The organism is Kitasatospora sp. Xyl93, from assembly GCF_055383135.1.
Genome location: NZ_AP029185.1, coordinates 7,913,798 through 7,926,647, shown reverse-complemented (window position 1 = coordinate 7,926,647; position 12,850 = coordinate 7,913,798). Strand labels below are relative to the sequence as shown.

The following is a 12,850-nucleotide window of genomic DNA, read 5'->3' as shown; positions in this document are numbered from 1 at the left end:
TCCGGTCCGGCCCTCCACCGCCTCGGCACGGGTACGCGAGTCGTACGGTCGGGCAGGAGGCGTGAAGTCCGGGTGAAGGACCTGTCGACGGCCCGTACGGGGCCGGAGCTGCCGCTTCCCGAGGGCGCCGACGGACCGTCTCCCCCGTCGCACCGTCCCGTCGGCGGCGGGTGGGCCGGATCCGTCCAGGGCTCAGGGTCGTACGCATGCGGGCGAACCGGACACCGCGGAGCCCGGCGGGTGCGGACCGCCCCGCCGGGCCGGAGCGGATTACCAGCCAATATCACCGCAGCGCCCACTCGGCGGAACCGACCCGACCTACACTCGGCGACGCGGTGGCGCCCGGCCGGTGACCGGTCCGATCCGGATCGTGTTCCCACCGGTTTCGCCCTCGTGCGCCGAGTCCGGCGGGCCCGGCACGGAGACGTCCTGACGATCCGCCGGGTCCATCCCTTCGACACCCTTCGGGAGCCTTCATGGCCGACCACCTGCAGGACGTCCTCGCGCTCGACGACCTCGACCTGGGCGAGCTGACCGTCACCGCGCTGCGGGACAGCATCGCACTGCCGGAGGGCGGAGCCTCCAGCAACCCCGCCTCCAGCTCCTGCCAGTCGTCCTCCAACTCCAGCATCGTGCACCCGCCCACGACTCAGCTCTGAGGGTCGCGGCACCGAGCGGTCCCGAGCAGGACCGAGCAGTGCTGCTCAGGACCGGAGCACCACGGAACCCGGCGCGTTCCGCCGCGAACGCGCCGGGTTCCCGCTTCCCCCACCCGCCAGCATCGGAGGTCGCCCGCCGTGCCCACCCGTGCCCCGTCGGCGCCCGTGCCGCCGGTCGCCACGTCAACCTCGGCGTACGCGCTGGTGCGCGCCGCCGTGCTCACCCGGGCCGCGCAGTCCGCGCCCTCCGCTCTCGTACGGGACCTGCTGGCGCGGCTCACCGCCGCGGAGGCCGCCGACGCCGCCCTGCGCCCCGTGCTCGCCGACGACCTGTACGCCAGCCGGGCCGGACACGACGAGGACTTCCACCGGCGGGTCGTCCTGCCGCTGCGCCGCGACCTCCACAACGGCCGCGCGGCCCGCGCCGCGCAGCTCGACCGGCTCGGGGACCTGCCCGCCCGGCTCCCCCGGCTCGCCCGGTGGCTGGAGCTGCGGGAGCAGCGCGCCCGGCTGCTGGACGAGCTCGCGCGGGCCGTGCCGCCGGCGCTGGCCGCGGAACGGGCCGCACTCGCCGCGGTGTGCCGTGAGCCCGCGTTCCGGCGCGCCGTCGCACTGGGCAGCGCCGACCTGCTGCGCGCGGTGGTCAACGCCTCGGACCCGGGCGCCGGGCGGGGCGGCCGGGCCCGCAAGGAGGAGGCCGCGGTCCTGCGCCACGCGCTGCGCGCGACCGGCAAGAGCAGCCCGCTGTCCTGGTTCACGGCGGTCGGCTGGGCCTCGGACGAACCGTGCCGGAGCGAGTCGCCGACCGAACCGCGCGCGGTCGTCCGGGTGAACCGGACCCTGGTCGGCGCGCTGGTCCAGGCGCTGCTCGACGACCCCCGGCGCAGCCGGAGCCTGCCGCACCGGATGACCAGCGCCGCCCGCGTCGACGCCGGACGGGCCCACTACCAGCGCACCCGGACGGTGTTCGTCGGCGGCCGCTACCTGGCCAGCCGCGAGGAGGAGGTCGAGCTCGGCGCCCGGCCGGAGCTGGCGCTGCTCGCCTCCCTCGCCGAGACCCCCGACCCGCCGGACCGGCTCGTCGCACGGCTCGCCGAGGCCCTCGGGCGCCCCGGCGAGGACCCGGCGGTCCGGCGCTTCGTCGACCGGCTCCTCGACGCCGGGCTGCTGGTCCCGACCGAGCCGGTCGACCCGCAGAGCCCCGAGCCGCTGGAACGGCTCGCCGCCTGGCTGGGCACCTGGCCCGAGGACGCCGGGTTGGCCCGGAGCGTACGGAAGCTCGCCGACGACACGGCGGCGTACCCGGCCGCGCCCGCCGAGCGCCGGCCGGGCCTGCTCGCCGCCCTGGCGGCCGACTGGCGCCGGGTGCTCGCCGAGGCCGGCCGGCCCCTGCCCGGGGAGGCCTTCCCGCTCAACGTGCTCAGCGAGGACGTCCACGCCCCGGCGCCGCCGCAGCCCCGGCTGGGCCCCGCCGACCGGGCCGCGCTCGGTGAACTCACCGCGCTGGCCGAGCTGTTCGACCACGGCCACCTGACCCGGCTGGCCGCCCGGGACCGCTTCGTCGCCCGGTACGGCGCCGGCGGCGTCTGCGCCACACCGTGGGAGTTCGGCGCCGACATCGGCGACGCCTGGGCCGACGTCCCCGTCCCCGACGAGATCGCCGCCCTGCGACGGGAGTTCACCGACCTGCCGGAGGTGGACGGGGAGGTCGTGCTGCCCGCCGACCGGGTCCGCGCCCTGGCCGGCCGGCTGCCCGACTGGACGGCGGCCCGGCCGCTCAGCTACTCCTGGTTCGTCCAACGGGAGCCGTCCGACGGCCTGTTGTGCGTCAACCACGTCTACTGCGGCTGGGGCCGCTTCACCAGCCGGTTCCTCGACGCCACCGAGCCGCGGGCCGCCGCCGAGGTCGCCCGGCAGATCCGCGACGGGCTCGGCGGGAACGCGCGGGCCGCCCAGCTCCGGCCGGTGGGCGGCTTCAACGCCAACCTGCACCCGCTGCTGCTCGCCGAGGAGATCGGGCCCGACCACCGGTGGTCCGCCCTCGCCGAGGCCGACCTCGACCTGGTCCACGACGTCGACAGCGACCAGCTCCGGTTCCGGCTGCGCTCCACCGGCGAGTACCTCGACGTCCTCTACCTGGGCTTCCTCTCCCCGATCATGCTGCCGCAGCGGCTCGCCCCGCTGCTCGCCGACCACCCGAACGGCGTCGTCGCCCTCCAGCCGCTGCTGCCGCGCACCGCCCTGCCCGCCCCCGGCGGCACCGTCACCCGCACCCCGCGGCTGCGCCACCGGCACGTGGTCCTGGCCCGCCGCCGCTGGCACCTCCCGGCCGGGGTCCTCGACGCCCTGCGGGCCGACCTCGCCGCCGACCCCGGCCCGGAGGGCGTCCCGCTCGCCGCCGTCGCCCGCTGGCGCGCCCGCCTCGGCCTGCCCGAGCAGCTCTTCCTCCACCCCGTGGCCCGGCCCGCCGAGGACGCCGCGCCCGTCGACGCCTTCCTCGACCGGCTCCGGGCGCCCAAGCCGCAGCCCGTCGACCTCGGCAACCCGCTCCACCTGCGGCACCTGGACCGGTGGCTCGCCCGCCACCCGCACGGCGCCCTGCTGGAGGAGGCCCTGCCCCTCGTCGGCGGGCAGCCGGAACCGACCCGGACGGTCGAACTCGTCGCGGAGACCTACCGTCCGGCCCGGCCCGCCGCCGCGCCCGTAGCCCCGCCCGCCCCCGCCACGCCCGTACGCCCGCCCGCCCCGCATCCGCACCGCCGCCACGGCGCCGAGGAGTCGCCCGATGAGTGAGCCGATGAGCGATCCGACCGACCGGCCCGCGCCCGGGACGGCCGTCGACGTGATCCTGACCTACTACCAGCCCGTCAAGGCGCCCGCCCTGCGCGAGGCCGTCCTGCCGCTGGCGCTGCGGGCGACGGAGCGGGGGCTGCGCGCCCACGTCGAGCGGCACTGGCGGTTCGGGCCGCACCTGCGGCTGCGGCTGGAGGGGCCGGCCGAGCGCGTGGCCGCCATGGCGCGGGAGTCCGCCGAGGTGCTGCGGGCGTGGGCGGCCGCCCACCCGTCCGTCGCCGACCGCACGCCGGAGCAGCTGCTCGCCGAGGCCGCCGTCGCCGGACGGGCCGAGCTGATCGCGCCGCCGTACGGCCCGCTGGTGCCGGACAACACCGTCCGGACGGTACCCGTCGACCCGGCGGCCACGGCCGACCTGCACGCCCTGATCGGAGCCGAACCGGCCGCGCTGCGCGATGAGTTGATGCGCGGCGGGCTGCCCGCGATCGCGTCGGCCTGCGCGTTCCTCGGGGAGCACGGCGACACCGCGCAGGCCCGGGTGCAGCTGGCGGTCACGGCGCTGGCGGCGCACGCGAGCACCCATCCGGACGGACTGGTCGGCGGGCACTACTCCTTCCTCTCCCACCTGGAGGACTTCCTCGTCCACGAGGACCCGGACGGTCGCCTGCGGGCGGCCTTCGAGCGGCGCTGGGAGCAGGGCCGCCCGGCGGTCACGGAGCTGGTCCGCCGAGTGGCAGCCGGGGGCACCCGGGGCTGGGAGCAGGACTGGGCGCGCTGGTCCGCCACGGCCTGGCACCGGGCCGAGCGGCTGCTGGCGGCCGGGGTCGACCTCTCCAGCCGCGGCGAGGAGTACCGCAGGCGCGCGGAGGCCCTCGGCGACCGGGCCACCGCCGAGCGTTGGAACGCCGAACTGCGCACCCGCTACAGCGAGTTCCACCGGATGCTGTCGCGCAGCGACCCCGACGGCACGCTGTTCGACCGCGCCGACTACCTCGTCTACCGGACCGGCACCAACGCCCTGTACCGGCTCTTCGCGATCTGCGACGTCCGGCCGGTGGAACGCTACCTGGCCGCCCACCTCGTGGTGCGCAGCGTGCCGGACCTCACCGGGCACCGGTGGCAGGACTACATCGCCGAGGTGACCGGCGCGGTCGAGGGGGCGGCGTGACGGCCGAACCGGTCACCGAACGCCCGCACCTGCGCCCCGGCGTGGCGGTCACCCCGCTGCGCGAGGGGCTGCACCTGCGCGGCCGGAGCACCAGCCTCACCCTGGAGGGCAGCCGCTCGCTGCCCGCGCTGTGGGAGGTGCTGTCCGCGCGGCTCGACGGCGACCCGGCGGCCACCGCGGAGACCGGGCACCCCAAGGTGGAGGCGGCGCTGGCCACCGTCACCGCACGGCTGCGCGAACACGACCTGCTGGTCGACCACCCCGACGGCGCCGGTCTGCCGCCCTGGCCGGGCTCGGTGGCCGACCGCCCCGGCGACGCGGCGGCGGCCCTCGCCGCCGCGCACCCGGTGGTCGCCTCGGCGGACCCGGACGACGCGACGGCCCGGGCGGTGGCGCGCGCCCTCGCCCGGGGCGGGGCACGGCCGACGGTCGTCGCCGAGCCCGCGCTGCCCGCCGGTCAGGTGCTGGCCGTCGCGGGCGAACCGCCGGTGGCCGTCGGCCTGTGGTACGGCCCGGACGGCGGATTCGTCACCGCGCCCGCCGACCCCGAGCGCGCCCGCGCCGATCTCGCCGCGCTCGCGGAGCGCCTGCGCCCCGACTCCGGTGGCGCCAACGGCGGTTCCGCCCCGAGGGCGCTGCCGCTGCTGCTCGCCGCCGCGACGGCCCAGCGGCTGCTGTGCGCCGTGGCCGGGCTGCCGGACCCGGCCGACCCGCGGGACGACCCCCGGCTGCTCGCCGGCCGCCCCGCCGTCCTCGTCGCCGAGGCCCGTCCGCTCCGCGCCGAGCACCGCCCCTGGGCGGCGGGGCCCGGGCGCGCGGCCGAGCCGCCCGAGGACCTCGACACGGCCCTGCGCCGCATCGCCGCGCTCGGCGACGCCCGGCTCGGGGTGCTCGACGCGCCCTCCCCCGGCGACCTGCCGCAGCTGCCCGCCGCGATGGTCACCTGCCGTACGCCGGACGGGATCCTGGCGGCCGGGGCGGCCCGGACCGACCTCGCGCGGCTGGCGGCTGCCGTCCGGGCCGCCGAGCTCCAGGCGGCGGCCGCCGACCCGGGAGCCGCCGGGCGACGCGTGGGCGCCACGGTCGGTGCCGTGGACGGCGTGACGGTCGGTTTCACGGTCGGCATCGCGGTCGGCGCCGGCCCCGGGCACGCCCTCGGCCGGGCGCTGCGGCGCGCCGCCCTCGCCGTCCCCGCCGCCCCCGCCGCCCCCGGCGACGGCGGCGACGGCGGGACGCCGTCCGGGGCCCCGTGGCGGGAGCACCCGCAGGCCGGGCACTGGACGGCGGCGCTGGCCCGACGCCTCGGCCGGGACGCCGCCCTCACGGTCCGTCGGCTCGCCGGCTCCGCCTACCTGGCCACCGTGGAGGGGAGCCGGGCCGTCGAGGCCACCGCCGCCGACGCGGTCGCCGTCGCCGCCCTGGACGCCCTCACCCGGCGGACGGCCCGCGACCTCGGGCTGTCCGCCATCCACCACACCTCGTTCAGCGGCGCCGCCGCCCCGTTGGCCGCCGCCGGGCAACAGCTCGTCGACTGGGTGGACGAGGGCTGGACGAGCCGCTGGCTCGCCGGGCTCGCCGACCGCGAGGCGGATCTGCAGACCGCGCTGCTCGGCCTGACCGGGCTGCGCACCGCCCCCTGGCGGCCCGGCACGGCTGCCGCCCGCCCGCTGGCCGCCGCCCTGGCGGGCTGCGGCTTCACCGCCCTCGTCCCCGCCCCCGCCCTCCTGCCCGCCCCGGCGCCCGCGCCCGCGCCCGCGCCCGCGCCCGCCGGAGGCCACCGGTGACCGACCTCCCCGTGCTCACCCCCGAGCAGGCCCTGGCGACCACGAGCGGCACCGCCGTCGTCCACCTCACCGCCTGGACCCTCGGCCTGGCCGAGCAGCTCAGCCGGCACGCCCTGGCGCACCCCGTCCGCCTGGTGCCGGTGCGCGAGGACGGTGCGCTGACCGTGGTCGGCCCCGTCCTGCACCCCGGTTCGCCCGCCTGCCTGCACTGCGCCGAGTTCCAGCGGCTCGCCACCGCCGGCGGCCGGGTGCCCTGGCAGAGCCCGGCCCTGCTCCTCGCCGGCACCGGCACCCCGGCCTTCTCCGAGGCGGTGGCCGCCCTCGCCGCCGACCTCGCCGAAGCCGAGGAACCCGGCGAAGCCGCCGAGCCGACCGCCCCCGCGCCCCCCGGCGAGACCCCGGGCGAGACCCGCGGTGAGCCCTCCGACGGCCCCCCGGCCGGCCCGACCCACGCCACCGTCCACGTGGTCCACGGCGACCGCGCCACCTGGTCCACCCACCGGGTCCGCCCGGTCGGCGGCTGCCCCGTCTGCCACCCCCTCCCCGAGGACGCCCCCGGCTCCGCCCGGCTGCCCCGCACGCCCCGCCCGCTGCCCGACCCCGCCGTACTGCGCGGCGCCAACGACCGGACCACCGTCGAGCGGCTGCGCGCCGAACTCCACGACGAGCGCTTCGGCCCGGTCCGCCGCCTCTACCGCACCGAGGACTCGGCCTTCGCCCTCACCACCGCCCTGGTCACCGACGGCCGGGCGGGGGACGACGGCGGCTACGGGCGGTCGGTGGACTTCCGCTCCAGCGAGCGGGTGGCCCTGTTCGAGGGCGTGGAGCGGCTCGCGGGCATGCGTCCGCTCGGCCACCGCACCACCCTGCGCGCCTCCTACGCCGAGCTGGTCGCCGAGCGCGGCCCCGAGGCCGTCCTCGACCCCGTCCGGCTCGGCCTGCCCGACCCCGGCGACCACCCCGCCCGCACCACCGTCCCCTTCACCCCGGAGCTGGTGCTCGACTGGGTGCACGGCTGGTCGCTGACCCACGACCGCCCGATAGCCGTCCCCGAGCACCTCGCCTACTGGGACCCGCCGGGCCCGGGCCGCCCCCGGGTGGCGTACGAGTCGTCCAACGGCTGTGGCCTGGGCAACAGCCCCGAGGAGGCCGCGCTGTACGGCCTGTTCGAGATCGCCGAGCGCGACGCCTTTCTGCTGGCCTGGTACGCGCGGACCCCGCTGCCGGCCGTCGCCGTGCCCGTCGACGACCCCGAGGTGGCCGAACTCGCCGACCGCGCCGGACTGCTCGGCTACCGGCTCACCCTGCTCGACGCCACCGACGACGTGGGCATCCCGTCGGTGCTCGCGCTGTGCCGCTACCGGGGCACCCACCCCGACGCCCCGCGCACCTTCCTGGCCGCCGGAGCCCACCACGACCCGCGGGCGGCGATCCGCTCCGCCGTCGCCGAGGTGGTCACCAACGTCCAGGACGCGCCGCACCGCTCCGCCGCACCGGGCGGGCCGCGCGACCCGCGGCGCCTGCGCACCATGCTGGAGCGGCCCGAGCTGGTGGTCTCGCTCGACGACCACGTCGGCCTCAACACCCTGTCCGAGGCGCAGCCCCGCCTGGACTTCCTGTTCGCGGGCCCGCCCCCGGTGCCCTGGCGGGAGCGCTGGCCCGACGCGCCCGAGCCCGTGGACGACCTGACGCCGCTGCTGGAGCGGACGGTCGAGCGGCTCGCCGGTCAGGCCCTGGAGGTCGTGGTGGTCCGCCAGGACGAGCCGGGCGTGCGCGACCGGCTCGGACTGTACTGCGCCAAGGTGATCGTCCCCGGCACGCTGCCGATGACCTTCGGCGAGGCCAACCGGCGCACCCACGGCCTGCCGCGGCTGCTGGAGGTCCCGTACCGGCTCGGCCGCACCCCGCGCCCGCTGCGTCACGACGAACTGCCGCTCCACCCGCACCCGTTCCCCTGATGTCCCACCCGTTCCCCTGATGTCCCGCCGGTTCCCCTGATGTCCCGCTCGATCCCCGCCCTGCCGTCCGGGAAGGACGCGATGACGACCCGACAGCCGCCGACCGCCCCCTGGCACAGCCTGCACCTGGCCCTGCCGCTGCCCGCCCCCGAGACCGACGCCTTCGTCACCGAGGACCTCGCGCCGCTGATGGACCGCCTCGCGGGCGCCGGCTGGTTCTTCATCCGCTACGGCGAGGGCGGCCCGCACCTGCGGATCCGCTTCCGGGAGCCGGCCGAGGACCCGGACACCGTGGCGAAGGAACTCGCCCGGCTCGCCTCCCCGTACACCCCGCCGGACGGCCCGTGGACGGCCCGGCACGGTGAGGTCACCGCCGTCCCGTACGAGCCGGAGACCGAGCGCTACGGCGGGCCCGCGCTGCTGCCGGTCGCCGAGGAACTCTTCACCCACTCCACCCGCACGGCCGTCCATGCCCTGCGCGCCCTCGACGCCTCCCCCGGCGCCCGGCTGCCCGTCGCCCTGGACCTGGCGCACACCACCGCCCACGCCCTGGGACTGGACGAGCTGGCGTCCGCCCGCTGGCTGCGGCGCCACGCCGCCGGCTGGCGCTGGGTGACGGAGTTCCAGCCGCTGCCCGGGGCCGCCGTGCACAGCCGGGTGAACGCGGTGTTCGCCCGCCAGCGGCAGGCCCTGGCCCGCCGGGCCGCGGCCCTGCGCGAGGCGCTCGACGCCGGTACGGCCACGCCCTGGCTCGCCGACTGGGCGGTCCGGGTGGCGGACGCCGCCGCCCGGATGCGGGCCGGCGCACCGCGGGAGTCCGAGGAGCGGCTGCGCCGGGTGTGGGCCTCGCACCTGCACATGCTGTTCAACCGGCTGGGAGTCGGTCCGGACGAGGAGCGGGCGGTCTGCCGGCTCGCCGGGCGGACGCTCCTGGAGACGGACCGGCCGTTCACCTTCTTCCCCGAGGACCGGCACGCCCCCGACCACCAGTACCTGGAGCACAGCAAGTTCCAGATCGGGCGCCCCGAGGACACCGCGCTGGCACCGGTGCCGCCCGCCGAGGCCCCGCGACCGGCGCCCGGCGACCTCCCGCTGCCCGCCGACCCGCTGCCCGCCGTCTCCCTCGCCGACGCCCTGCACAACCGCCGCTCCGCCCGGGGCCGGCTGACCGGTCCGCTCACCGCCGGTGAGCTGGGCGGCGTGCTCTGGTCCGCGTACGCGCCCAACCGCCCCACCGGCGACCGCCCGTACCCGAGCGCGGGCGCCATGCGGGCCGTCCGGGTGCGGCTGGTCGCCCTCGCCGTCGACGGCCTGCCCGCCGGCACCTACCACTGCGTGCCGGAGCTGCGCGCCCTGCGCCTGATCGGCCCGGCGCCCGACATCGACCAGCTCAAGGCCCTGTCCTACTACCTCACCCGCCCCGATTCGGACCCGCAGGCCCTCGTGGTGGACGAGGCGCCCGCGGTGCTCGCCGTCCACCTCGACCTCGCCGCACTGCGCCGCCGCTACGGCCTGCGCGCGCTGCGCCTCGGGCTCGTCGAGACCGGGCACCTCGCCCAGAACCTCCTCCTCACCGCCGCCGCCTTCGGCCTCGGCACCACACCGCTCGGCGGCCTCTTCGACGACCTCGCCCACGAACTCCTCGCCCTCGACGACCTCGACGAGCCGATCCAGTACCTGCTGCCCCTGGGTCGCGCGGCGTCGCCCTGACCCGGGGCCCGGCGGGTGTCCGGCCCTGGGGCCGCGCGGGTGTCCGGCCGGCCGACGTCCGGTGCGGCGCCGGCCCGGCGTGACATGGCCCGGTGTGGTACCGGCCGGTTCAGCGGTACCGACCGGTTCAGCGGCGCCGCGGTTCGGGCCGCACCGGGCGGTAGCGCTCGATGTTGCCGCGGACCTGGTCCAGATACGGCCGGATCGAGGCCAGCCTCGCCTCGTCGTACCCGCGCACCACCCACGTGGAGGTGCGGTAGGCGGCGGCCAGGTTGAGCGCCGGGTCGCCCTCGACGCCCCGCAGCTCGGGCGCGATGGCGCAGAGCATCCGGCCCACCGCCAGGATGGAGTCCTCCGCGCTGAAGGGCGGTTCGGGAACGGTCTCCTGACGGCCCGCCGGCAGGTAGTGGCGCAGCACCCGCGGAGTCCAGCGCGCGATGCCGTACTCGTCGGCGGCCGGGTCGCTCAGGTCCGGGTCGAAGCCGCTCTCCGCCTTGAGCATCGCCGCGATCAGGGCGGGGGTGACCTCGGGTTCGAAGCAGCCGGTGCCCGCCTCGATGATCGGGCCCCGGTACCGGGCCGGGACGTCGGTGCCGGGGCGGAGCCAGCGGGCCGGGTCCTGGGCCGGCGCCCCGGCGCTGACCGGGGCCATGGCGCCCGACGCGGGCGAGTCCCCCTGGACGCAGATGCCGAAGGTCAGCGCGAAGAGGACGGCGCCGGCGGAGCCGAAGGCCCGGCGCAGCACGACCGGCCGGCGCCGGTGCCCGTACCGCGGTGCCGTCCGCACCCCAGCCGCCGGAGGCCCGCCGGACGCTGCCCCGTTCATCCCTGCCCCCGTCGCCGCCGTGGTCACCGCCGCGTGCTCCTCCGCGGGCTTGTCCGTGGGCTTGTCCGTGGTCGCCTCCGCGACCGCCACCTCCGCAGCCACCTCCGCCCCGGCGACCGTCCGGCCAGGCGGCCCCGCCGCCACCAGCGGCCGGGTGATCAGCCGGTGCGTACGGACCCGCCGGCGCTCCCACTCCTGGGGGTCGCCGCCGCACGCGGCCACGAATGCGGCCAGTACGGCGTCGCTGGGCAGCCGGCGGCCGGCGGCCGCCTCGGCGAGCGTGGAGGCCGAGTAGTTGGTGCGCGCGGCGAGCCGCCGGTACGGCGGGCTGCCGGCCTGGCGTCGCAGCTCCCTGAGTTCGAGCGCGAAGAGCACCAGGGGTCCGTCCCCGGCGTCCAGTGGCTGTTCCTGCCGTCCCACCCGTTCGTCCCCTCACTTCCCGTCCGGTGCTTGTCCTGACGTTGTCCGGCGTTTGTCCGAGCAGGTCACCGGCACGTGACAGCGCGACCCGCGGCGTGTTCGATGGACGCGGCGCCCCGGCTCCTGCGCCAGTCATGCCAGGAATCAAACCGGCTCCCGGGGTGCCGCGCCCCGGCTTTCCACCGGATGGGCCGTGTGCGGTACTTCACACGCCGTCAGCACGCGCCGCCAGCGCGCGCCGGCGTGTTCACCACGTCACCACCCCCAAGGAGGACCCGTCGATGTCCAACGCTCCCCGGCCCGCCCACGGTGAGCCCAGCCGCCGAACCGTGCTCCGGGCCGGCGCCGGCCTGACGCTGGGCGCCGGCCTGCTCGGCACGGCCGCGAGCCCCGCCCGCGCGGGCACCGCCACCACCCTGGGCCAGAACGGCACCCCGCTCTGCGAAACCCCCGGCGATTCGGCCAGCGCCCAGGGCCTGGGCTCCGGGGACCTCGACATCCCGTACTTCCGGGAGCACGACGGCACCTGGGGCTACGTCTTCGGCGACGCCTGGGCCAACCCGGCCCAGCGCGACCCGTACCTCGGCTCCCCGGTGATGCTCGCCCAGGCGGACTTCGACCGCAGCGGCGGCTCATCGATCTCCTTCACCTGGGCGATGCCCACCGGCGGACAGGCCAACCAGCTGTTCGACTACGCGCACCAGGCGGACAACGGCCACGGCTGGGAGTTCAGCCGCATCCCCAACGACTGCATCGAGTTCGGCGGCCGCACCTACATCCAGTACACCTCGGTGGCGACCTGGACCCCGCCGGCCGGCTTCGACGGCTCGCTGATGTCCGGGGTGGCCTACTCCGACGACCACGGCGTGACCTGGCGGGACTACCCCTACCACTGGCCCGGCGACACCCAGGGCACCAACCAGTCCATGTACGGGATGTGGTCCTTCGCCGGGATCGACCCGGACGGCTGGCTCTACGTCTTCTCCAAGCGCTGGAACGGCACCCACCGCAACACCGCCGACGGCGGCGCCATCCAGCTCTTCCGGATCCGGCCGGACGACTTCCGGGCCGGGAACTTCGGCGCGCAGGAGAACTGGGCCTACCTCAACGGCTCCTGGCAGTGGACGACGGCCGTCGGCCCGTCGGTGATCCTCTCCGGCAACAACATCGGGGAGTTCTCCGTCAAGCGGATCGGCGGCAGGTACTGCATGAGCTACTTCGACGTCACCGACTACTCGATCTGCACCCGCACCGCGTCGCGCCCGGACGCGGTGTGGACGGCGCCCAAGGTCCAGATCGCCGGCAACACCGCCTGGCCGCCGAGCCACTGGGGCCGGCCGCAGCTGCCGTCCCTCTACGGCGGCTACATCCACCCGGGCAGCGCCGGCGCCGACTCCCTGACGCTGATCGTCTCGCAGTGGAACGGACAGCAGGGCCAGTCGCCGTACCGGGTGCTCCAGTACGACGGCATCAACCCGTGACACCCGCCGGGCGACGTCCCCGGCCGGTCGGCACCGGCCTGCCGGCCGGCA

General features: G+C 77.5%; 8 protein-coding genes. 7 read left to right on the top strand and 1 reads right to left on the bottom strand.

Annotated elements, in window-relative coordinates; all coding sequences use genetic code 11:
- Positions 1-476 precede the first annotated feature (476 nt).
- The 6 genes from ACZ5GH_RS34465 to ACZ5GH_RS34440 all read left to right on the top strand — a co-directional run bounded on the left by ACZ5GH_RS34465 (position 477) and on the right by ACZ5GH_RS34440 (position 10,072).
- A complete protein-coding gene (locus ACZ5GH_RS34465; protein WP_387757366.1) occupies positions 477-659 on the top strand; it encodes a thiazolylpeptide-type bacteriocin in 183 nt (60 codons plus the stop codon).
- A 138-nt stretch (positions 660-797) separates the two neighbouring features.
- Positions 798-3,452, top strand: a complete 2,655-nt coding sequence (locus tag ACZ5GH_RS34460) for a lantibiotic dehydratase (RefSeq protein WP_464336277.1) — start codon at positions 798-800, stop codon at positions 3,450-3,452.
- Entirely contained in the window at positions 3,445-4,620 is a 1,176-nt protein-coding gene (locus ACZ5GH_RS34455) for a hypothetical protein (protein WP_464336276.1), read from the top strand. Before ACZ5GH_RS34460 ends, ACZ5GH_RS34455 begins: the two co-directional genes overlap by 8 nt.
- Positions 4,617-6,404 (top strand): hypothetical protein, encoded by a 1,788-nt coding sequence (locus ACZ5GH_RS34450; RefSeq protein WP_464336275.1) that lies wholly within the window; start codon positions 4,617-4,619, stop codon positions 6,402-6,404. Before ACZ5GH_RS34455 ends, ACZ5GH_RS34450 begins: the two co-directional genes overlap by 4 nt.
- Entirely contained in the window at positions 6,401-8,362 is a 1,962-nt protein-coding gene (locus ACZ5GH_RS34445; protein ID WP_464336274.1) for a TOMM precursor leader peptide-binding protein, read from the top strand. Before ACZ5GH_RS34450 ends, ACZ5GH_RS34445 begins: the two co-directional genes overlap by 4 nt.
- A 39-nt stretch (positions 8,363-8,401) precedes the next feature.
- Entirely contained in the window at positions 8,402-10,072 is a 1,671-nt protein-coding gene (locus ACZ5GH_RS34440; RefSeq protein WP_464336273.1) for a thiopeptide-type bacteriocin biosynthesis protein, read from the top strand.
- A gap of 127 nt (positions 10,073-10,199) precedes the next feature.
- Here the strand turns inward: ACZ5GH_RS34440 and ACZ5GH_RS34435 are convergent, their stop codons facing one another.
- Entirely contained in the window at positions 10,200-11,318 is a 1,119-nt protein-coding gene (locus tag ACZ5GH_RS34435) for a helix-turn-helix domain-containing protein (RefSeq protein WP_464336272.1), read from the bottom strand.
- Between the two features lie 281 nt (positions 11,319-11,599).
- On the opposite strand from ACZ5GH_RS34435, the gene ACZ5GH_RS34430 reads away from it, so the two are divergent.
- Entirely contained in the window at positions 11,600-12,799 is a 1,200-nt protein-coding gene (locus ACZ5GH_RS34430) for a DUF4185 domain-containing protein (RefSeq protein ID WP_464336271.1), read from the top strand.
- Positions 12,800-12,850 lie beyond the last annotated feature (51 nt).

Coding starts and splice junctions, on each gene's coding strand:
- ACZ5GH_RS34430 (WP_464336271.1), top strand. CDS start 11,600: ATGTCCAACGCTCCCCGGCCCGCCCACGGTGAGCCCAGCCGCCGAACC.
- ACZ5GH_RS34440 (WP_464336273.1), top strand. CDS start 8,402: ATGTCCCGCTCGATCCCCGCCCTGCCGTCCGGGAAGGACGCGATGACG.
- ACZ5GH_RS34465 (WP_387757366.1), top strand. CDS start 477: ATGGCCGACCACCTGCAGGACGTCCTCGCGCTCGACGACCTCGACCTG.
- ACZ5GH_RS34455 (WP_464336276.1), top strand. CDS start 3,445: ATGAGTGAGCCGATGAGCGATCCGACCGACCGGCCCGCGCCCGGGACG.